Raw genomic sequence first — 19467 nt, 5'->3', positions numbered from 1 at the left:
GGTCAAGGTTGCCCGCGCCCGGTCTGCCAGACTCGCTTGCCTGGTGGGCGCCAGGGAACGATTCGATTCAAGGAGACCACATGTCCGCCATCGATCCAGCGCGCCGCCTCATCAACGCCGACCTGCGCGCCCTCATGCACCAGCGGCGCGAACGCCTCGTCGCCCGCCTCTGCCGCGAGAACCTGCCGCTCGGGCAGGCCGACGACATCGTCGAAGAAGTGGACCGCCTCGACAGCGCCATGGCCCGCCTGGAAGACCCCGGTCCCGACGCGTGCGCCCGTTGTGGCGACCCGATTTCGATCATGCGCCGGACCCTGTCGCCCGATGGCGACCTGTGCACCGCCTGCTCCCTGGTGCCCGAAAGAACCTCGCGCGGCGGACGCGAAGGCCCGGCCTCGACCTGGGACGCCGAGTTCCTGCCCGAGCTCGGGTAGGTCCGGGCATCGGTTGGGCGCCCCTGGGTGCCCAAGGGTGCTCGACGGTACCCAAGAGACGAGCGGCCGACGAGGCCAACCGCGGTCACCGGCGGGGTGGGCGCCCAACGCTGCCTGCGTCCAGGGGCGGCGAGCGCGGGTCGTGCCGCGACGGCCGGCGGGGGCGCCGGCCGCCTTCACCACCTTCGACAGCCAGGACAGCCGCCCGTGGCGCGGTTGGCGCAGCCACTGTGCGCGTGGCCCGGGCGGCCGTGTTTGCGGCGGATCAAGTTCGCCCGCGCCCCGCGGTCGGGGCAGGGCGGCGGCCTTCTTGCGCCACGTCAACTTTCCTTTCGTCGCCAGGCCTAGATTGATCGCACCCATTCAACAAGCCGGAGACCACCGTGACCAAACTGTCGCCCGACAAGCTGCTCTGGATGTACGAGACCATGCTCGTGATCCGGCGCTACGAAGAGACCCTGGCCCAGGTGTACCTGGAGGGCAAGCTGCCGCCGCATATCCAGCAAGGCCTGGCCTTCGACATTGCGTCGGGCCCCGTGCCCGGCGAGATGCACCTGGCCGCCGGGCAGGAGCCCGTGGCCGTGGGCGTGTGCGCCCACCTGAACGAGGCCGACACCGTGGTCGGCACACACCGGCCGCACCACTTCGCCATCGCCAAGGGCGTGCCGCTGGACCGCATGACGGCCGAGATCTTCGGCAAGGTCACCGGCCTGGGTCGCGGCAAGGGCGGCCACATGCACCTGTTCGATCCGGCGCACCGCTTCAGCTGCAGCGGCATCGTGGGCGCGAGCCTGCCGCCGGCCTGCGGGGCGGCGCTCGCGGCCAAGCTCACCGCCAGCCAGGCGATCGCCGTGGCCTTCTTCGGCGAAGGCGCGGCCAACCAGGGCACCTTCCACGAGGCGCTGAACCTCGCGGGGCTGTGGCGCCTGCCGGTGGTCTTCGTGTGCGAGGACAACCGCTGGGCGATCTCGGTGGCCAAGGACAAGGCCACGGCCATCGCGTCCAACGCCGAGCGCGCCAGTTCGTATGGCATCGCGGGCATCGCGGTGGAGCACAACGACGCCATCGCGGTGTACGAGGCCGCCGCCCAGGCGGTGGAGCGCGCGCGCAGCGGTGGCGGCGCCACCCTCATCGAGGTGAAGACCGACCGCTACTTCGGCCACTTCCAGGGCGACGCCGAGGTCTACCGGCCCAAGACCGAGGTGAGCGAGCTGCGCCAGCACGACCCGATCCCCGCCCTGGCCGCTTCGCTGCGGCGGCGCAAGCTGCTGGACGACACCCTGGACCACAACATCCACCAGCGCGCCGAGGCGCGCGTTGCGGCGGCCTTCGAATTCGCGCGGGGCAGCCTGTATCCGGCCGCTTCGGAGGCCATGGACCACGTATTCGCCTGAGCGGCGAGGAAGGACCCCCACCATGAGCACCCCTGAGAGCGCTGCCGCCAGCGCAGTGCGCACCCTCACCATGGCCCAGGCCATCGCCGAGGCGATCGGCCAGGAAATGGCGCGCGACCCGCGCGTCTTCGCGATGGGCGAAGACATCGGCCGCTACGGTGGCATCTTCAGCGCCACCGGCGGCCTGCTGGACCGCTTCGGCCCCGAGCGCGTCCGCGACACGCCGATCTCGGAGAGCGCCTTCATCGGCGCGGCCACCGGCGCCGCCGCCGCCGGCCTGCGACCGATCGCCGAGCTGATGTTCGTGGACTTCTTCGGCGTCTGCATGGACCAGATCTACAACCACCTGGCCAAGAACCGCTACATGTCGGGCGGGCAGGTGAAGCTGCCGGTGGTGCTGATGACGGCCATTGGCGGCGGCTACGGCGACGCGGCCCAGCACTCGCAGTGCCTGTACGCCACCTTCGCGCACATGCCCGGCCTCAAGGTGGTGGTGCCGTCCAACGCCTACGACGCCAAGGGACTGATGACCCAGGCGATCCGCGACGACAACCCGGTGATGGTCTTCTTCCACAAGGGCATCATGGGCTTGCCCTGGATGCAGTACCACGAAGGCGCCACCACCGCCGTGCCCGAGGAGGCCTACACCCTGCCCTTCGGCCAGGCGGCGGTGGTGCGCGAGGGCCGGCACGTGACGATCGTGACGCTGAGCCAGATGGTGCACAAGGCCCTGCTGGCCGCGCGCACGCTGCACACGCAGGGCATCGAGGCCGAGGTGATCGACCTGCGCACGCTGGTGCCGCTGGACACCGAGACCGTGCTGCAGTCCGTCGGCAAGACCGGGCGGCTGCTGATCGTGGATGAGGACTACCTCAGCTTCGGGCTGTCGGGCGAGATCGCCGCGGTGGTGGCCGAGAACATGGACCGCATCGCGCTCGCCGCGCCGGTGCGCCGGCTGGCGGTGCCCGATGTGCCCATTCCCTACAGCCGACCGCTGGAGCAGGCGGTGATCCCCTCGGTGACGCGCATCGTCGAGGCCTGCTGCGAGCTGGTCGATGCCAAGCTGAAGGCGGCGGCATGACCACCATCGCCCGGGGCCGCGTGGAGCTGGGCCTGCCGGCCGACCACTGGAGCGGCGTGGACGAGGGCGTCCAGGCCCTGCTGGACCGCTGGCTGGTGGCCGAAGGCGCGCGGGTGAGCGCGGGCCAGGCCGTGGCGCGCGCGGTGCTCGTCAAGAGCACGCTGGACATCGTCGCGCCGGCGGACGGCGTGCTCGAGCGCATCCTGGTGCCGTCCGGCGCGAGCTTCGCGCGCGAGCAGGCGATCGGCTGGCTCGCGCGGGGGTGAGCCATGCAGATGCCGATGGCGCTGGCCGGGGTGTCTTCGCACGCGGGCCTCTCGCTGGGGCGCTCGCAGCGCGGCGAAAGCGCCGAGGCCTTGTCGCCCTGCCGTCTGCGCGCCAGCGGTGGCGGCGCGGTGCTGCTGGGGCCCTGGCTGCTGCGCGCCGTGCTGCTGTTGCCGGCGGGTCACCCGCGGCTGCAGCCGGGTCCCGCGGCCGCCGCCCTGTGGTTTGGGGCGCTGCACCGCGACTGGCTGCGCGGCCACGGCATCGACGCCATCTGCCACGAGGGGCCGGTGGTGCCGCACTGGGCCTGCTTCGCGGGGCGCTCGCCCGGCGAGGTGCTGGTGGACGGGCGCAAGCTCACGGGCGTGTCGCAGACCTGGCGGCGCGATCGCGTGCAGCTGTGGTCGGGCACGCTGCTGAGCCCGGTGCCCTGGTCGATGCTGTGCCAGGAGTTGAACCGGCGGGCCGAGCACGCGCAGGTGCTGGCCGCCACCACCACCACGGTGCAGGCCTGCCTGGGCCACCCACCCAACGCGGCGCGCTGGGCGGTCGAGCTGGCCGCCCATCTGCGCGAGGCCGCGGCGCGGGACGCAACTTGCGCCGCATCAATGCAGGGGCCGCGCGCGCGGCCCAGACTGGGGCCTCCCGTCGAGGCCCCCATGGCCGACGGCCCCATTCGACACGAGGAGTTGTTTTCATGAAAACGGACGAGCAACTGAAGCAGGACGTGGCGGCGGAACTCGCCTGGGACCCCGCCATCAACACCACCCAGATCGGCGTGGCCGTGCGCGCGGGCATCGTCACGCTCAACGGCACGCTGGACAGCTACGCGCAGAAGCACGCGGTGGAGCGCGCGGTGCGCCGCGTGGCCGGCGCGCGTGGCATCGCGCTCGACCTGGAGGTGCGCCTGTCCCCCGGGCACGCGCGCACCGACAGCGAGATCGCGCAGGCCGCGGCGCATGCCTTGCGCTGGCATTCGCTGGTGCCCGACGACCGGGTAAAGGTCGAGGTCGAGGAGGGCTGGGTTCGCCTCTCGGGTGAGCTGGACTGGGCCTACCAGCGCGCGAGCGCCGAGCAATCGGTGCGCCCGCTCGTGGGCGTGCGCGGCGTGACGAACGACATCTCGATCAAGGCACGCGCCAACGCCGGCGAGATTTCGCGCGGCATTGCCTCGGCCCTGGAGCGGCATGCCCGGCGCGAAGCCCAGCGCATCGCGGTGGACGTGGAGGGCGGCGTGGTCACCCTCAGCGGCACGGTGGAGTCGTTGGCCGACCGGCAGGCCGCGGTCGGCACCGCCTACGCCGCCCGCGGCGTGTCGCGCGTGGTCGACCACCTCGAGGTCGCCGCCTGAGGCACGCCCCCGCGCGCCCGGCGGCCACCGCCTTTGTGCCCCCTTTGAACGATCAGGAGCCAACCATGGCCACCAAACGCCACACCACCCCCAGCGCCGCGCCGGTCGCGGCAACGCCCGAAGCGGCCTGGAACGCCGCCAGCGACCTGCCGCGCCAGCAATTGAGCCTGGCGACCGAAAGCGCCTGCGCGATGTTCCGCGGCTTCGAGGCGATGCGAAAGATCCAGGAGAGAGCGGCGCACCAGGCGCTGCAGCACTACGCGCGCGCGGCGGAAAAGCTCAAGGAGGCCAGCGAGCCCGCGCAGCTCATGCAGATCCAGGCCGACCTCATGCGCTTCGATCTCGAGAGCGCCACGCAGTACTGGCAGCAGCTGGGCGCCGCGGCCGCGGACATGCAGCGCGAATGGATGGCCTGCTACACCCACTTGGCCGACAACGGGGCCCTGGAGCGCGTGAGTTCGGCCGTGGACGGGTTTTCGGGGCTGGCGAACGGCTTCAACCCGTTCTTCCCCGTGTCTTTGCGCACCGAGGCTTCCTGAGAGGCGCGCCGCGCGCGGCGCGGGTTCAGCCGGCCGCGCCGCCGCTCGATGAGGCCAGCTGCCTGAGCACCTCACGCTTGCCCTGGCTGCGCAGCGCCAGGATGGCCGGCAGGAAGCGCGCGCGCGGCGTCACCTGGCCGGTTTCCCACTTCCACACCGACAGCGTGGAGGTGCCGAGGTAGGCGGCCATTTCCTTTTGCGTGAGGCCCAGGCGTTCGCGCTGGGCCTTCAGGCGCTCGGCGCTGAACACCGCGCGGCGCCCGCGCGGGGGCGCCTCGGCCGGCGCGTCGGGCGCGACGGTGTGCAGGGCCTTGTCGGCGCGCCGGCTGGTCTGGCGCAGCGCCACCTGCAGTTCGCGCACCTGGCGCTTGAGCGCGGCGATCTCGCTGCGGTGGCTGGCGCTGGCCTTGCGCAGAGCGTCCAGCTCCTCGCGCAACTCCTTGCGCGCGACGCGCGCGATTTCCTTCTTCAGCGAGGAAGCAAATGTGGTCATCGTCCCATCCGACGGCATTGGTGCCGAATCGCAGAATAGCGCAGGCCCGAGATGTGACCGGATGTGACGGATGCCTGGGGCGCGGCGGGTGTCAAGCCTTCACCACTTCGTAGCGCAGTTGCGCGAAGCCGGTGCCGAAGGCCTTGGCTTCCAACAGGCGCAGCGGTGGCGTGACGATGCGCCGCGGCAGCAGTGGCGCGCCCGCGCCCAGCGTGACGGAGCCGATGGTGACGATGAGTTCGTCCAGCAGCCCGTGGTCGTGGAACTGGCCGACGAGTTCTCCGCCGCCCATGACCCAGAGGTTGCGCCCGTTCGCGGCGGCGGCCATCTCGGCGTGCACCGCGCGCACGTCGCCGCGCGCGAAGCGGATGTCGGCGCCCGTCACCGTGGGCAGTTCGCGCGAGCTGAACACCCAGCAGGGTTGCGCGTAGGGCCAGGGCTGGGCGTCGGGCTGGCCGGGCTTGACGTGGTGGCGCAGCATCCATTCGTACGTGGACGAGCCCATGGCGAGCGCGCCCACGCCGGCCAGGAAGGTGCCGATGTCGGCGTCCGCCGCCTGGCCCAGCTGGAACAGCCAATCCAGGGAATGTTGGGTGTCGGCGATGAAGCCGTCGAGCGAGCTGGCGACGTAGTACTGGGTTTTCATGGCGGGGTGTGTGCGGGTCGTTGAACGGGCCCGCCATTGTCCGCGCCGCGCGGTTCAGCGGCCCGCCCGCGCCATCAGCCGCCGCGCCCGTTCCACGATGGGCTTGTCCAGCATGCGGCCCTGGTGCTGCACGGCCCCCCGGCCCTCGGACAGGGCGCGCTCGAAGGCGGCCACGATGGCCGCGGCGTCCTGGAGCTCCTGTTCGTTGGCACCGAAGGCCTCGTTGAACACGGGCACCTGCGTCGGGTGGATGGCCAGCGCGCCGGTGAAGCCCGCGTGCCGCGCCGCGCGCGCCATGCGGCCCAGCAACGCCAGGTCGCCGAACTCGGCCAGGCTGCCGACCACGCCCCAGGCCGCGCGGCCGTGGGCGCGCGCGGCCAGCGCCACGGCGTGCGCGGCGTATTGCATGGACTCCATGGTCGGCACCACGCCCAGGGCGTTGGCGTAGTCCTCGCTGCCGAAGACCACGCCGATCACCTCGTCCGGGCAACTGGCCGCGAGCTCGGCCGCGCGCAGCACCGCCGGCGGCGTCTCCAGCAGCAGCACCAGGCCCGCGCCGGCCGGGCGCAGGCGCGCGGCCACGGCGCCCACCTGCGCCGGGTCCTCGGCCTTGGGCAGGAAGACGCCGGCCAGCGGCGTGGCCAGCGCGGCCTCGAGGTCGTCGCCCAGCAGGCCGGGGTCGTTGTTGACCCGCACGAACACCGGCACGCCGTGCGCGGCGATGCGCCGCACCACGCCGGGCAGCGCGCGCCGCGCCTCGGCCTTGGCCTCGGGCGCGATGGCGTCCTCCAGGTCCACGATGATGGCGTCGGCGCCGCGCTGGTGCGCCTTGTCGACGAAGCGCTCCGACAGGGCGGGCACGAAGAGCTGCGTGCGCAGCGCGTGGGCTTGTTCGAGTTTCATGGGGCGATGAGCTTGCTGTCGATGAGTTCCTGGATGGCCGCTTCGCTCAGGCCGGCGCCGCGCAGCAGCTCCAGCGTGTGCTCGCCCAGGCGCGGCGCCGGCCGCGCCAGCCCGCCGGGCGTGCGCGACAGGCGCGGCACGACGGCGTGCATGGGCAGCGAGCCGGTGTCGGCGTCGGGCGCGCGCACCACGATGCCGCGCGCCACCACGTGCGGGTCGGTCACGATCTGGGCGATGTCGTAAACCGGGCCCACGGTGACCTCGCGTTCGCGGAAGAAGGCGAGGTTGTCTTCCAGCGTGCGCTCGCCGATGAAGCCGCCGACCACGGCGTCCAGCGCGTCCACGTGGGCCAGCCGGTCGGCGTTGGTCCGGAAACGCGGATCGTCGATCAGCTCGGCGCGGCCGATGGCGCGCAGCAGGCGCTCGGTCATGCCCTGGGTGGAGGCGGACAGGGCCACCCAGTCGCCGCCCTTGGTGCGGTAGATGTTGCGCGGCGCGGTGATGGAGGTGCGGTTGCCGGTGCGCGCGGGCACCTGGCCGCTGACGTGGTGGGCGGCGGCGTCGGGGCCCATGATGGACAGCAGCGGCTCCAGCAGCGACAGGTCGATGACCTGGCCGGCGCCACCGTTCGTTTCGACCTCGCGCACGGCGGCGGCCACGGCGAAGGCGCCGTACAGGCCGGCCACCATGTCGGCCAGGGCCATGTTGGGCAGCATGGGCGGCGCCTCGGGCGCGCCGTTCTTGGCCGCGAAGCCGGACATGGCCTCCACCAGGCTGCCGAAACCAGGCTGCTGGTGGTAGGGGCCGGTCTGGCCCCAGCCGGTGAGCCGAACGATCACCAGCTTCGGGTTGAGCGCCAGCAGCGCCTCGGGCGCGAAGCCCATCTTCTCCAGCGTGCCGGGCCGGAAGCTCTCGATCAGCACCTGGGCGCCGGCGGCCAGCGTGCGCAGCGCCGCGCGCCCGGGCTCGCTGCGCAGGTCGATGGCCAGGCTCTTCTTGTTGCGCGCGTAGACCTTCCACCAGACCGGCACGCCCTCGGGGTGCTCCGGCCCGCGCTCGCGCCACTGGCGCAGGGTGTCGCCGCCGTCCGGGTCTTCCACCTTGATGACCTCGGCGCCGAAGTCGGCCAGTTGCAGCGACAGCATGTTGCCCGCGACCAGGCGCGAGAGGTCGAGCACGCGCAGGCCGCGCAGCGGGCCGCTGTGGGTGGGGTCGAAGCTGACGTCAAGCATGCAGGACGGGCGCGGCGCGCAGGTGGTGGTCGGTGAGGGACTGGTAGGCGTGCCCCAGGCGCAGGAGGGTGGGCTCGTTGTACCAGCCGGCGGCCAGTTCCAGCGACATGGGCAGGCCTTCGCCGCTCAGCCCGCAGGGCACGGCCAGGCTGGGGATGCCGGCGATGGGCCAGGCGCAGCTGAAGCGCGGGATGCGCCGGATCGCCTGCGCGAAATCCAGGCCCTGTGCGGCGGGCGCGGTGGCCGGCGTGGTGGGCGAGAGGATCGCGTCCACGCGCTGGAACACCCCGCGCAGGCGGTGGCGCCAGCCCTCCATCCAGCGCATGGCCTGCGCGTACTGCTCGCCGCTGACGTTCTCGCCCAGGCGCATGCGCATGAGCACGTCGGCGCCGTAGTCGGCCGCGCGCTCGGCGATGCGCTCGCGGTGCAGGCGCATGGCGTCGGCGGGGATCATGGTGAAGGTGAGCATCTGCTGCGCGTTCTGCACGTCGCCGAGGTCGATGTCCACCAGCTCCACGCCCAGCGAGCGGAACACGTCCAGGGCGCGCTCCATGGCGGCGGCGATGTCGGGGTCGAGGTCCTCGTAGAACCAGCGCCGCTGGATGCCCAGGCGCAGGCCGCGCACCGGCTCGTTGAGCTGGGCCAGGAAGTTCGGCACCGGCACGTCGGCCGACAGGGGGTCGCGCGGGTCGTGGCCGGCGATGGCGGCGAACACGCGCGCCACGTCGCTCACGCGGCGCGCCAGCGGACCCAGGGTGTCGAAGGGCGGGCTCACGGGCAGCGAGCCGGTGGTGGAGATGCGCCCCACCGTGGGCCGCAGGCCGGCCACGCCGTTGAACGAGGCCGGCAGGCGGATGGAGCCGGCCGTGTCGCTGCCGATGGAGGCCACGCACATGCCGGCCGCCACCGAGGCACCCGAGCCGCCGCTGGAGCCGCCGGCGATGTGGCCGGTGTTCCAGGGGTTGCGCACCGGGCCGAAATGCAGGCTCTGGCTGGTCGGGCCGAACACCCATTCGTGCAGGTTGGCCTTGCCCACGATCACCGCGCCGTTGCGCACCAGGCGGTCCACCACGAAGGCGTTGGTGCGCGCGATGTTGTCTTTCAGGATGACCGAGGCCGCGGTGGTGGGCACGCCGGCCAGGTCCACGTTGTCCTTCACGCTGACGGTCATGCCGTGCAGCAGGCCGCGCCATTCGCCGGCGGTCGCCGCGCGGTCCAGCGCCTCGGCCGTGCGCAGTGCGGGCTCGGCGGTGGTGCAGATCATGGCGTTGATCGAGGGGTTCAGCCGCTCAATGCGGTCCAGCGCGCGGCGCGTTTCCTGCACGGCGCTGCCCAGGCTGGACGGGAAAAGGGGGGTCTCGGGATCGGACACGGGCGCTCCTCTTGGGTGGACGTCGGGTGGGGGACCGTCTTTCACTCTATCTCATTTAATGTTGTTGACATACCGTTAAATGGTATGCATAGTCCGCCGCCTGAAATCGAATAAGCTTTCGTTTCATTTAATGAGACGAAAGGACGTCCCAATGCCCGCAGTCGCCGAATCCGACCACGACACCGCCAGCCCGCAGGCCTCGCTCACGCAAAGCCTGGACCGGGCCATTGGCCTGCTGGAAGAGGTGGTGAGCCACGCCGCGTCCGGCGCCGCGCTGGGCGCGCTGGCCGAACGGGCGCGCCTGTCCAAGCCCACGGCGCACCGCCTGCTCAACGGCCTGCGCAAGCTGGGCCTGGTGGACTACGACGAGAAGACGCGCCTGTTCTTCCCCGGCCTCAAGCTCTACCGCATGGGCCTGGCCTCGGCCGCGCGCTTCGACCTGGTGCAGTTGGCCCAGCCCGGCATGGCCCTGCTGGCCGAGGAGACCGGCGACACGGTCTACCTCTCGCTGCGCGCCGGCGACAGCGCGCTGTGCGTGGCGCGTCAGACCGGCTCCTTCCCGATCCGCACGCTCACGCTGGAGGTGGGCGACTACCGCCCGCTGGGCCTGGGCGCCGGCAGCCTGGCCTTGCTGGCCGCGCTGCCCGACGCCGAGGTCGAGCAGGTGATCGCGCGCAACCGCGAGAAGCTCGCGCCGCACGCCAACTTCGACCCGGTCAACCTGCGCGCCATGGTGCGCCAGACGCGCGAGCAGGGCCACTCGCTCAACGACGGCAAGATGCTGCCCGAGATGGCCGCCATCGGCGTCACCGTGCGCGACGTGGCGGGCCGTCCGGCGGCGGCGCTGTCCATTGCCACCATCACCAGCCGCATGCGGCCCGAGCGGCGTGCCTCCGTCGTGGCGCTGCTGATGCGCGAGGCGCGCGCGCTCGAGCAGGCCCTGGGCGTGGCGCCCGCCCCGGAGGCGCCCCGATGAGCGCCGCCGGCCAACTCACCCGGCGCGCAGCCCCGCGGTGCGCCGCGCGGAGGGCCGTCCTGTGAAGGCGGCGCAGCGCTTCAAGCAGGCTTTGCGCGAGGACCGGCCGGTGGCCGTGATCAACGCCGACTACGCCAACGCCGGCCTGGTGGAGTTCCTGGCCCGGCCCGAGCTGGGTGTGGACGCCGTGATGCTGGACGCCGAGCAGGGCAGCCCCGACTTCGAGCGCATCGAGGACATGGCGCGCGCCGCGCGCCTGAGCGGCCTGTGCGTGCTGGTGCGCCTGTTCTCGCCCGAGCCCTGGGTCATCGAGCGCATGCTGCTGCGCGGCATCGACGGCCTCATCGTGCCGCGCCTGGACACCGCCGAGCAGGCGCGCGCCGCGCTGGAGGTGCTGCGCTACTGCCACCCTCACGACGCCGACGACAAGCTGTTCGTGGTGCAGATCGAAAGCGCCGCCGCGCACGCCAACCTGGACGATTTCCTCGCCGTCGACGGCATCGACGCGCACTTCATCGGCCCGGTGGACCTCTCCCGCAGCATGGGCCATCGCGGCGACTACGCCGCGGCGCCCGTGCAGGCGGCGGTCGACGACATCCTGCAGCGCAGCCGCGCGGCCGGGCGCGCCGTCGGGACCATGGTCAAGCCGGGCGATGCCGAGCAATGGGTGGCGCGCGGCGCGCGCTTCCTCTACTTCCACGTCAACGACTGGCTGCGCATCGGCGCGCGCTCGTTCCCGATCGCGCGCGGCTGACGCCGCCCTTCTCTCCACAAGGCCTCCCGCATGGACATGACCCCTCCGACCGCCGCCACCAAGGCGTCCGTTTACCAACCGTCCCAGCAGGGCCTGTACTTTCCGCGGCCGCCGGTCTTCAAGACCCTGGAAGAAGAGCGCCTGCACCGCAAGCAGCGCCTGGCCGCCGTGTGCCGCGTGTTCGCGCGCTACCGCTACGAATACGGCTTCGCCGGCCACGTGACGGTGCGCGACCCGGAGTTCCCCGACCGCTTCTGGACCAACCCCTTCGCCATGGACTTCGGCCGCGTGCGCGTGTCCGACCTGCTGCTGGTCGACCACGACGGCACGGTGCTCGAAGGCGGCTGGGCCGTGAACCAGGCCGGTTTCGTGCTGCACTCGGCCATCCACCGGCAGCACCCGCACGTGCTGGCCTCGTGCCACATGCACACCGCCAACGGCATGGCCTGGGCCGCGCTGGGCCGCCCGCTGGACCCGATCACGCAGACGGCCGCCGGCTTCTACAACGACCACGCGGTCATCACCGAACAGGCCGGCGCCGTGGTGGTGGAGCGCGAGGCCGGCCAGGCCGTGGCCGCCGCCTTCGGCGACAACAAGGCCGTCATCCACCAGAACCACGGCCTGTTCACCGTGGGCCGCGAGAGCGTGGACGAGGCCGCCTGGTGGTTCATCGCCATGGAGCGCGCCTGCGAGATCCAGCTCAAGGCCGAGGCCACCGGCCACCCGCTCAAGCTCATCTCGCCCGAGGCCGCCGCGCACTCGGCCAAGCACCTGGCCACGCCGCTGGCGGCCTGGCTGCATTTCCAGCCGATCTACGACGCCGTCGCGCGCGCCGAGCCCGACCTGTTCGATTGACCGGCTCGACCGATCGCCCCGCTTTCCCTCACCCCTCCCGCAACCCTGACCTGGAAGAAGACCTGCATGAACACCTTCGGACGATTCTTCAAGGGCGCGCTGATCGCCGCCTGCGCCCTCACCGCCCTCGGCGCCGCCGCCCAGCAGCCGCGCAAGCTCACCTACGCCACCTTCTACGGCTCCAGCGAGTTCTATGAGATGTCGGCGAAGTACTTCATGGACGAGGTCACCAAGCGCACCCAGGGCAAGGTCACCTTCCAGCCCTACTACGGCGGCACCCTGCTCAAGACGGCCGAGATGAGCACCGGCCTGGCCAAGGGCGCGGCCGACCTCGGCGCCGCCGTGCCCGCCGCCTTCAACCCGCGCGAGTTCCCGCTCACCGGCGTGGTCATGCCCTTCATCTCGGAGAACCCGATCGCGGTGACCTACGCCTTCAAGGAGCTGATGGACACCACGCCCGAGCTGCAGCAGGAGTACCAGCGCAACAACCAGAAGCTGCTGTGGGCCCTGGCGTCCGGCGAGAACTCGCTGTGGACCAACAAGCCCATCCGCACCGCGGCCGACCTCAAGGGCTCGCGCATCCGCGCCATCATCGGCGTGGCCGACGGCATCAAGGCCCTGGGCGGCACGCCCATCAGCATCCCCTGGGTGGAAGCGCTGGAGCTGGTGCAGCGCGGCGGTGCCGAAGGCGTGAGCGGCACGCCCTTCAACCAGGCCGTCATCACCAAGGTCTACGACATGGCGCCCTACGCGTCCAACGCCGGCCGCATGGGCGTGTACACGCCGGTCACCTGGTCCATCAACCTGGACACCTGGAAATCGCTCGACCCCGCCACGCAGAAGGTGATGGAAGAGGTGGCGGCCGAGGTGCCGGGCAAGTACTTCGCCGCCTACGAAGGCGAGATGAACAAGGCCGTGGAACAGGCGCGCGCCGCCACCAAGATGACCTACGTGCCCATGGACGAGGCCGAGGTCAAGCGCTGGCAGGACGTGGCGCGCCCCGAGGTGCAGAAGAAGTGGGCCGACATGGCGCGCCGCTACTACAAGGAGCCGCAGCAGCTGGTCGACAAGTTCACCGCGCTGACCCGCAAGTACGAAGCGCAGCACCCCTACGTGACCGGCTTCGACCGCCTGAGCAAGAAGTAATTCCCATCCCCTGGTGGCCCTCGCGCGCCCAGCGGCGCGGGGGCCGGGAGACCCCTCCGTGTTCTCAACCCTTTCAGGCGCGATCCGGCGCCTCAGTCTGGCGCTGGGCGTCATCGCCGGCGCGGGCACCGCGCTGCTGATGCTCACCGTGGTGCCCGACCTGTTCTCGCGCAGTTTCCTGGGCGAGGCCGTCTACGGCATGGCCGAGACGGGCATCTTCCTGCTGGTGCTCATCGTCTACCTCGCGCTGGGCTCGGCCCAGGTGCGCAAGGAGCACTTTCACGTCGGCGTGCTCGACACCCTGATCGGCCGCGACGCGCAGCGCTGGGTCTGGGTGCTGCGCTTCGCGCTGTCGGCCCTGGTGTGCGGCGTCTTCACCTGGTACGCCAGCAAGGGCGCGATCGACTCCACCCTGAGCCTGGAGCAGTCCTACGCGGTGATCGAGTACCCGATCTGGCCCGCCAAGATCGTGGTGGCGCTGGGCCTGCTGCTGCTCACCGTGCAGTTCCTCATGGACCTGGTCGATGCCTTGACCACCCCGCAATACCTCCCCGACGGCGGCCACGAAGGCGCGCCCGACCACGCAGGCGAAGCACCATGACCCCCTTGGAAATCGGCTACCTGATGGTGGCCGGCGTGATTGTTCTGCTGGCCCTGGGCATCCCCGTGGCCTTGAGCCTGCTGGCCGTGGGCGCCTCCGGTCTGTTCGCCATCCGCGGCGTGCGCGGCACCGAGTTCCTGCTGGAAAGCCTGCCCTACACCAGCGTGGCCAACCTGGCGCTGATCGTCATTCCGCTGTTCATCCTGATGGGGCACTTCGCGTTCTCCGCCGGGCTCTCGGACAAGGCGTACAAGGCCGCCAAGGCCTGGGTCGGCCACATCGCGGGCGGTCTGCCCATCGCCACCGTGTTCGCCTGCGCGGGCTTCGCCACCGTGTGCGGCTCCAGCGTGGCCACGGCCGCGACCATCTCCAAGGTGACCGTGCCCGAGATGCTGCGCGCCGGCTACAACCAGCGCCTGGCCGCGGGCCCCGTGGCCATCGCGGGCGCGCTGGGCATTTTGATCCCGCCCAGCGGCATCCTGGTGATCTACTCGATCGCGACCAATGTGTCGGTGAGCGACCTGTTCATCGGCGCGCTGATCCCCGGCATCCTCACCGCCATCGTCTACGCCTTCGGCATCTACTTCATGGTGCGGCGCGACCCCGAGCTGGTGAAGCGCACGCGCATTCCCAAGGCCACGTGGGGCGAGCGCGCCAAGGCCACGGCGGCCGCGTGGGAGGTGGTGGTGCTGTTCCTGGTGGTGATCGGCTGCATCTATACCGGCGTGGCCACGGCCACCGAGGCGGCCGGCATCGGCGCCGCGCTGGCGCTGGTCTTCGCGCTGTTGCGCAAGGGGCAGAAGGGCACGATCTGGAAGGGCCTGGTGGAAACCGGCTCCAGCACCGCCTCCATCTTCCTGCTGATGATCGCCTCGGCCGTGTTCAGCGTGGCCCTGGGCACCACGCAGCTGCCCACGGTGCTGGCCGAAGCGGTGACGGGCCTGAACCTGTCGCCGGCCGTGCTCTTGCTGCTGCTGATCATTCCTTACCTGATCCTGGGCTGCCTGATCGACGGCATCTCGATGATCTTCATCACCATGCCGGTGGTGTTCCCCATCATCGAAGCGGCCGGCATCCACCCGGTGCTGTTCGGCATCTTCGTGACCAAGCTGGTGGAGATCGGCGCGGTGACGCCGCCGGTGGGCATCAACGTGTTCGTGGTGCAGGGCTCGGTGCCGGGCCTCAAGCTGGGCGAGATCTTCCGTGGCGTGATCCCCTTCATCCTCATGGAGCTGGGGCTGATCGGCCTGATGATCGCCTTCCCGCAGATCGTGACCGGGGTGCTGTGATGGGCGATCCGCTGCGCCTGGGCGCGACCGAGCTGCGCGCGGCCTACCTGCGCCGCGCGCTGTCGCCGGTGGAGGTGACGCGCGCCTACCTGGACCGCATCGCGGCGCGCAACAGCCACCTGCACGCTTACCTCGAGGTCTACACCGAGGGCGCGCTGGCGCAGGCGCGGGCCAGCGAGCAGCGCCTGTCCAGCGGCCTGCCCGTGGGGCCGCTGGAAGGCGTGCCGCTGGCGCTCAAGGACCTGCTGCACATCGAAGGCCGGCGCACCACGGCCGGCTCCACCGTGTTCGCGGACCGGGCGCCGAGCGAGCTCACCTCCACCGTGGCCGCGCGCCTCATGGGCGCGGGCGCGGTGGTGCTGGGCAAGGCCAACCTGGTGGAATTCGCCTACGGCGGCTGGGGCACCAACCAGGGCCTGCGTTCGCCGGTGAACCCCTGGGACGGCGCGGTTGAGCGCTGCGTCGGCGGCTCCAGCAGCGGCTCGGGCGTGGCGGTGTCGGCCGGCCTCGCGGCCGGTGCCATCGGCACCGACACGGGGGGGTCGGTGCGCATTCCCTCGGCCTTCTGCGGCCTCACCGGCTTGAAGACCACGCAGGGCCGGGTGAGCAACTTCGGCGTCGAGCTGGTGAGCCACACCCTGGACACCGTGGGCCCCATGGCCTGGACGGCCGAGGACGCGGCCCTGCTGTTGCAGGCCATGCACGGCCCCGACCCGCGCGACCCCGCCACGCTCGCGCACGCACCCGAGGACTTCCTGTCGCGCTTGCGCGAGCCCATTGCCGGCCTGCGCATCAGCGTTGCACCGGCCGGCGTGCTCGGTGCCGTCGAGCCCGCCATCGCCCAGGCGGTGGACGAGGCGGTTCGCGTGCTGCTCTCGCTGGGCTGCCTGCGCCGCGACGAGGCCTTCGCCCGCATCGACTTCGTCGCCGACCAGGCCGAGACCGGCGTGATCATCTCCAGCGAGGCCTACGCCGAGCACGGCCACCTGCTCGCCGGCTCGCCGCCGCCGGGCGACGCCGCCGCGCGCGCGCGGCTGCTGAGCGGCGGCGCCATCGCCGCGCCGCGCTACGCCGCCGCGCTGCGCGAGCGCCAGCGCCGCGTGCGCGATTTCGCCCGCGTGTTCGAACACACCGACCTGCTGGTGCTGCCCACGCTGCCCGTCACCGCGCGGCCGCTGGCCACGATCGACGAAGCCGATCTCGCGCCCAGCCGGCTCACGCGCTTCGTCGGCTACCACGGCCTGAGCGCCATCGCGCTGCCCTGCGGCCTCTCGCCCGAGGGTCTGCCGGTGTCGCTGCAGCTCGTGGCGCCCGCCTTCCACGAGGCGCGCCTGCTGCGCGCCGGCGTGGCCTTCCAGTCCGCCACGGCATTCCACCGCGCGCGGCCGTCCACCTTCTGAGTTGTCCGAATGTCCACCGCTTCTTCCGCTTCTCCCGCCACCCTGACGATGTCCGGTGGCGCCGCCATCGCCCGCATGATCCGCGCCTTCGGCGGCGGCCCCATGTTCGGCATGGGTGGCTTCCAGGTGCTGCCGCTCTACGAGGCCGCGCGCGAACTGGGCCTGCCGCACCACCTCATCCACGACGAGCGCAACGCTGTCTTCGTGGCCGACGCCTACGCCAAGGTCAGCGGCCGCGTGGGCCTGGCCGACGCCACCGTGGGCCCCGGCGCCACCAACATGCTCACCGCGCTGGCCGAGGCGCTGAACGCCGGCTCGCCCCTGGTCTGCGTGGTGGGCGATACGCACCGCGACCACTCCTGGAAGAACATGACGCAGGAGAGCCGTCAGGTGGACGCGCTGCGCCCCATGTGCAAGGAGTTGATCCGCGTCGAGTCCATCAAGCGCATCCCCGAGCTGATGCGCCGCGCCTTCGCCGTGGCCACCACCGGCCGCCCCGGTCCCGTGGTGGTGGACGTGCCCGAGGACCTGATGCACGACACCTGCGACTTCAGCGAGGCCGATTTCGTGGTGAACCCGGCCTACGAGGCCGCACCCGCGCTGCGCTCGCGGCCCGACGGCGAGGCGGTGGCGCGCGCGGCCGACCTGCTGGCGAACGCGAAGCAGCCCATCGTGCTGGCCGGTGGCGGCGTTCACCTGTCGGGCGCGGCGCAGGCGCTGACCGACTTCGCGCGGGCCACGAACATCCCGGTGGCGCACACCCTCACCGGCAAGGGCGCCATCCCCTGCGTCGATCCCTTGAGCGCTGGCCTGTTCGGTCGCTACGACCGCATCGCCAACGGCCTGATCGAGCAGAGCGACGTGGTGTTGGTGGTGGGCTGCAAGCTCGGCGAGATCGCCACCAAGCGCTACACCGTGCCCGCGCCGGGCAAGACCGTCATCCACCTCGACATCGTGGCCGAGGAGTTCGGCCGCACCCTGCAGCCCGAGGTGATGCTGTGGGGCGACGTGAAGCTGGGCCTGCAGGACCTGATGGCCGCGCTCGGCGGGCGCGCCGCCGCGCTCAAGGCCCGCCTGCGGCCGCTGGCCGAGAGCGTGCCCGCGCGCATGGCGAAGTGGCGCGAGGAGGTGTCGGGGCGCCTGTATTCCGAAGAGAAACCGATTTCGGTCGCGCGCCTGATCACCGAGATCAACAAGGTGCTGCCGGAGGACGGCATCCTGGTCGCCGACGGCGGTTTCGCCGCGCACTGGGCCGGCCTGCTGTTCGACACCAAGCGCGCCGGCCGCGGCTTCGTGCCCGACCGCGGCTTCGCCTCCATCGGCTATGGCCTGCCGGGCGCCATCGGCGCCGCGCTGGCCGCGCCGGGCCGCCCGGTGTTCAGCCTCACCGGCGACAGCGGCTTCTGCATGGTGCTGGGCGACCTGGAAACCGCCGCCCGCCTGAACCTGGACTTCACCGTCATCGTGGTCAACAACGCCGCGTCCGGCTACGTGAAGGCCTTGCAGCACCTGGTCTACGGCGCGGGCAAGCACATCAGCGCGGACCTGAACGAGGTGAACTTCGCCAAGGTCGCGCAGGCCTTCAACTGCACCGGCATCCGCGTGGAAGAACCCGGCGAGCTGGAAGGTGCGCTGCGCCAGGCCATGGCCACCAAGGGGCCGGTGGTGATCGACGTGATCGTCACGCGCGACCCGGCGAAGATGCTGCCCGGCGTGGACAGCCGCGCCGCGGTGATCAAGAAGGGGGACCGCATTGCCTGACGCCGGCCGGCCGAGCGCCCCGCCCAGCGCCGGCGAGCGCCGCCGCGTGGGCGTCATCGGCCTGGGCATCATGGGCGGCGCCATGGCGGCGCGCCTGCTGGAGGCCGGCCACGCGGTGAGCGGCTTCGACATCGACGCCGCCGCGCTCGCGCGCTTCAGCGAACGCGGTGGCACGGCCTGCGACTCGCCGGCCAGCGCCGCGCAAGGCGCCGAGGTGCTGCTGCTCATGGTGCATGACCAGCAGCAGGTGGAGCGCGTGCTCGAAGGACCCAGCGGCGCCCTCAAGCGCCTGCTGGCGGGCAGCGTGGTCTGGCTGGGCAGCACGGTGCCGCCGGCCTGCGCCGCTGCCTGGGCCGAGCGGCTGGCCGAGCGCGGCATCGGGTTGATCGACGGCCCGGTGAGCGGCGGCGCCACCGGCGCCGAAGGCGGCGAACTGGTGGCGATCTGCGGCGCCAGCGACGAGGCCTTGGCGCGCGCCGGCTTCGCGCTGCGCGCCTGCACCCGCCACGTCTACCACGTGGGCCCGCCCGGCGCGGGCGCCACCGTGAAGATGATCAACCAGTTGCTGGTGGCGGCGCACGCCGCGCTCACGGCCGAGGCCATGGCGCTGGCGCAACGCGCGGGCGTGGAGCCGCTGCAGCTCATCGAGGTGGTGTCGAACAGCGCCGGCCAGTCGCGCATCTTCGACAAGCGCGCGCCGCGCATCGCGGTGGGCGATCACGCGGTGCACGTGTCCATCGACACCTTGCGCAAGGACCTGGGCATCGCCATCGACACCGCGCGTCAATTCGGGCTGGCGCCGCGCCTCGCGCTCGGCGTGCAGGCGCTGCTGGACGAGGCCAGCGGCGCGGGGCAGGGCGCCGACAGCGACACCCGGCTCATCGAACGCTACCTGGTCCCCCCAGGACCGCGCTGAGCCGCCCAAAGAAAAACGGCCCCGAAGGGCCGTTGTCGTGGGGCGAGCGGGTCGCCGCGG

21 protein-coding genes are annotated in these 19467 nt (G+C 71.8%); 16 read left to right on the top strand and 5 right to left on the bottom strand.

Annotated features, from left to right (window positions below; genetic code table 11):
• The first annotated feature begins 80 nt into the window (after positions 1 to 80).
• From BHU06_RS20545 to BHU06_RS20515, 7 genes are all read left to right on the top strand, one after another.
• Positions 81 to 434 carry a hypothetical protein gene (locus tag BHU06_RS20545; protein WP_070401090.1) on the top strand — a complete coding sequence of 118 codons (354 nt, stop codon included), beginning with the start codon at positions 81 to 83 and terminating at the stop codon, positions 432 to 434.
• Positions 435 to 817: 383 nt separating this feature from the next.
• The gene (locus BHU06_RS20540) at positions 818 to 1828 is read left to right on the top strand and encodes a thiamine pyrophosphate-dependent dehydrogenase E1 component subunit alpha (protein ID WP_254668209.1); all 1011 of its coding nucleotides are present in this window, start codon (positions 818 to 820) and stop codon (positions 1826 to 1828) included.
• A 22-nt stretch (positions 1829 to 1850) separates the two neighbouring features.
• Positions 1851 to 2909, top strand: a complete 1059-nt coding sequence (locus BHU06_RS20535; RefSeq protein ID WP_070401089.1) for an alpha-ketoacid dehydrogenase subunit beta — start codon at positions 1851 to 1853, stop codon at positions 2907 to 2909.
• A complete protein-coding gene (locus BHU06_RS20530; protein WP_070401088.1) occupies positions 2906 to 3175 on the top strand; it encodes a lipoyl domain-containing protein in 270 nt (89 codons plus the stop codon). The genes BHU06_RS20535 and BHU06_RS20530 overlap by 4 nt, the downstream gene beginning before the upstream one ends.
• Before the next feature lie 3 nt (positions 3176 to 3178).
• Positions 3179 to 3874 carry a hypothetical protein gene (locus BHU06_RS20525; protein ID WP_070401087.1) on the top strand — a complete coding sequence of 232 codons (696 nt, stop codon included), beginning with the start codon at positions 3179 to 3181 and terminating at the stop codon, positions 3872 to 3874.
• Positions 3871 to 4524: a BON domain-containing protein gene (locus BHU06_RS20520; RefSeq protein WP_070401086.1), complete on the top strand. Its 654-nt coding sequence runs from the start codon at positions 3871 to 3873 to the stop codon at positions 4522 to 4524. Before BHU06_RS20525 ends, BHU06_RS20520 begins: the two co-directional genes overlap by 4 nt.
• Positions 4525 to 4589: 65 nt before the next feature.
• On the top strand, positions 4590 to 5063 hold the full coding sequence (locus BHU06_RS20515) for a phasin family protein (protein WP_070401085.1): 474 nt from the start codon (positions 4590 to 4592) through the stop codon (positions 5061 to 5063).
• Between the two features lie 25 nt (positions 5064 to 5088).
• Here the strand turns inward: BHU06_RS20515 and BHU06_RS20510 are convergent, their stop codons facing one another.
• The 5 genes from BHU06_RS20510 to BHU06_RS20490 all read right to left on the bottom strand — a co-directional run bounded on the left by BHU06_RS20510 (position 5089) and on the right by BHU06_RS20490 (position 9709).
• Positions 5089 to 5556 carry a DNA-binding transcriptional regulator gene (locus BHU06_RS20510; protein WP_070401084.1) on the bottom strand — a complete coding sequence of 156 codons (468 nt, stop codon included), beginning with the start codon at positions 5554 to 5556 and terminating at the stop codon, positions 5089 to 5091.
• A 91-nt stretch (positions 5557 to 5647) separates the two neighbouring features.
• The gene (locus BHU06_RS20505; RefSeq protein WP_070401083.1) at positions 5648 to 6202 is read right to left on the bottom strand and encodes a dihydrofolate reductase family protein; all 555 of its coding nucleotides are present in this window, start codon (positions 6200 to 6202) and stop codon (positions 5648 to 5650) included.
• A gap of 54 nt (positions 6203 to 6256) precedes the next feature.
• The gene (locus tag BHU06_RS20500; RefSeq protein WP_070401082.1) at positions 6257 to 7105 is read right to left on the bottom strand and encodes a CoA ester lyase; all 849 of its coding nucleotides are present in this window, start codon (positions 7103 to 7105) and stop codon (positions 6257 to 6259) included.
• Positions 7102 to 8337 carry a CaiB/BaiF CoA-transferase family protein gene (locus BHU06_RS20495; RefSeq protein WP_070401081.1) on the bottom strand — a complete coding sequence of 412 codons (1236 nt, stop codon included), beginning with the start codon at positions 8335 to 8337 and terminating at the stop codon, positions 7102 to 7104. The genes BHU06_RS20500 and BHU06_RS20495 overlap by 4 nt, the downstream gene beginning before the upstream one ends.
• A complete protein-coding gene (locus BHU06_RS20490; protein ID WP_070401080.1) occupies positions 8330 to 9709 on the bottom strand; it encodes an amidase in 1380 nt (459 codons plus the stop codon). The genes BHU06_RS20495 and BHU06_RS20490 overlap by 8 nt, the downstream gene beginning before the upstream one ends.
• 151 nt (positions 9710 to 9860) lie before the next feature.
• Between BHU06_RS20490 and BHU06_RS20485 the strand changes: the two genes are divergently transcribed.
• The 9 genes from BHU06_RS20485 to BHU06_RS20445 all read left to right on the top strand — a co-directional run bounded on the left by BHU06_RS20485 (position 9861) and on the right by BHU06_RS20445 (position 19407).
• A complete protein-coding gene (locus BHU06_RS20485) occupies positions 9861 to 10685 on the top strand; it encodes an IclR family transcriptional regulator (RefSeq protein WP_070401079.1) in 825 nt (274 codons plus the stop codon).
• A 61-nt stretch (positions 10686 to 10746) separates the two neighbouring features.
• On the top strand, positions 10747 to 11439 hold the full coding sequence (locus BHU06_RS20480) for an HpcH/HpaI aldolase/citrate lyase family protein (RefSeq protein WP_070401078.1): 693 nt from the start codon (positions 10747 to 10749) through the stop codon (positions 11437 to 11439).
• A gap of 30 nt (positions 11440 to 11469) precedes the next feature.
• Entirely contained in the window at positions 11470 to 12294 is an 825-nt protein-coding gene (locus BHU06_RS20475; protein WP_070401077.1) for a class II aldolase/adducin family protein, read from the top strand.
• Positions 12295 to 12360: 66 nt separating this feature from the next.
• Positions 12361 to 13440: a TRAP transporter substrate-binding protein DctP gene (dctP, locus tag BHU06_RS20470; protein WP_070401076.1), complete on the top strand. Its 1080-nt coding sequence runs from the start codon at positions 12361 to 12363 to the stop codon at positions 13438 to 13440.
• A gap of 58 nt (positions 13441 to 13498) precedes the next feature.
• Positions 13499 to 14041, top strand: coding sequence for a TRAP transporter small permease subunit (locus tag BHU06_RS20465; RefSeq protein WP_070401075.1), 543 nt, complete (start codon positions 13499 to 13501; stop codon positions 14039 to 14041).
• The gene (locus BHU06_RS20460) at positions 14038 to 15330 is read left to right on the top strand and encodes a TRAP transporter large permease (RefSeq protein WP_070401074.1); all 1293 of its coding nucleotides are present in this window, start codon (positions 14038 to 14040) and stop codon (positions 15328 to 15330) included. The genes BHU06_RS20465 and BHU06_RS20460 overlap by 4 nt, the downstream gene beginning before the upstream one ends.
• Complete coding sequence (locus tag BHU06_RS20455; protein ID WP_070401073.1) at positions 15330 to 16730, top strand: amidase; 1401 nt, start codon at positions 15330 to 15332, stop codon at positions 16728 to 16730. Before BHU06_RS20460 ends, BHU06_RS20455 begins: the two co-directional genes overlap by 1 nt.
• 9 nt (positions 16731 to 16739) lie before the next feature.
• Complete coding sequence (locus BHU06_RS20450; RefSeq protein ID WP_070401072.1) at positions 16740 to 18491, top strand: thiamine pyrophosphate-binding protein; 1752 nt, start codon at positions 16740 to 16742, stop codon at positions 18489 to 18491.
• On the top strand, positions 18484 to 19407 hold the full coding sequence (locus BHU06_RS20445) for an NAD(P)-dependent oxidoreductase (protein ID WP_083293347.1): 924 nt from the start codon (positions 18484 to 18486) through the stop codon (positions 19405 to 19407). The genes BHU06_RS20450 and BHU06_RS20445 overlap by 8 nt, the downstream gene beginning before the upstream one ends.
• Positions 19408 to 19467: the final 60 nt, after the last annotated feature.

The sequence above is a fragment of the Hydrogenophaga sp. PML113 genome, from assembly GCF_001777155.1.
GTDB classification, from domain to species: domain Bacteria; phylum Pseudomonadota; class Gammaproteobacteria; order Burkholderiales; family Burkholderiaceae_C; genus Hydrogenophaga; species Hydrogenophaga borbori.
Note: the sequence above shows the minus strand (reverse complement) of the source record. Positions and strands in the feature narration are given on the sequence as shown.

Excerpts from the sequence above, each read along its gene's own strand:
- BHU06_RS20515 (WP_070401085.1), top strand. The coding sequence starts at position 4,590 with ATGGCCACCAAACGCCACACCACCCCCAGCGCCGCGCCGGTCGCGGCA.
- BHU06_RS20525 (WP_070401087.1), top strand. The coding sequence starts at position 3,179 with ATGCAGATGCCGATGGCGCTGGCCGGGGTGTCTTCGCACGCGGGCCTC.
- BHU06_RS20500 (WP_070401082.1), bottom strand. The coding sequence starts at position 7,105 with ATGAAACTCGAACAAGCCCACGCGCTGCGCACGCAGCTCTTCGTGCCC.
- BHU06_RS20455 (WP_070401073.1), top strand. The coding sequence starts at position 15,330 with ATGGGCGATCCGCTGCGCCTGGGCGCGACCGAGCTGCGCGCGGCCTAC.
- BHU06_RS20505 (WP_070401083.1), bottom strand. The coding sequence starts at position 6,202 with ATGAAAACCCAGTACTACGTCGCCAGCTCGCTCGACGGCTTCATCGCC.
- BHU06_RS20495 (WP_070401081.1), bottom strand. The coding sequence starts at position 8,337 with ATGCTTGACGTCAGCTTCGACCCCACCCACAGCGGCCCGCTGCGCGGC.
- BHU06_RS20520 (WP_070401086.1), top strand. The coding sequence starts at position 3,871 with ATGAAAACGGACGAGCAACTGAAGCAGGACGTGGCGGCGGAACTCGCC.
- BHU06_RS20485 (WP_070401079.1), top strand. The coding sequence starts at position 9,861 with ATGCCCGCAGTCGCCGAATCCGACCACGACACCGCCAGCCCGCAGGCC.
- BHU06_RS20530 (WP_070401088.1), top strand. The coding sequence starts at position 2,906 with ATGACCACCATCGCCCGGGGCCGCGTGGAGCTGGGCCTGCCGGCCGAC.
- BHU06_RS20475 (WP_070401077.1), top strand. The coding sequence starts at position 11,470 with ATGGACATGACCCCTCCGACCGCCGCCACCAAGGCGTCCGTTTACCAA.
- BHU06_RS20510 (WP_070401084.1), bottom strand. The coding sequence starts at position 5,556 with ATGACCACATTTGCTTCCTCGCTGAAGAAGGAAATCGCGCGCGTCGCG.
- BHU06_RS20460 (WP_070401074.1), top strand. The coding sequence starts at position 14,038 with ATGACCCCCTTGGAAATCGGCTACCTGATGGTGGCCGGCGTGATTGTT.
- BHU06_RS20450 (WP_070401072.1), top strand. The coding sequence starts at position 16,740 with ATGTCCACCGCTTCTTCCGCTTCTCCCGCCACCCTGACGATGTCCGGT.
- BHU06_RS20545 (WP_070401090.1), top strand. The coding sequence starts at position 81 with ATGTCCGCCATCGATCCAGCGCGCCGCCTCATCAACGCCGACCTGCGC.
- BHU06_RS20535 (WP_070401089.1), top strand. The coding sequence starts at position 1,851 with ATGAGCACCCCTGAGAGCGCTGCCGCCAGCGCAGTGCGCACCCTCACC.
- dctP (WP_070401076.1), top strand. The coding sequence starts at position 12,361 with ATGAACACCTTCGGACGATTCTTCAAGGGCGCGCTGATCGCCGCCTGC.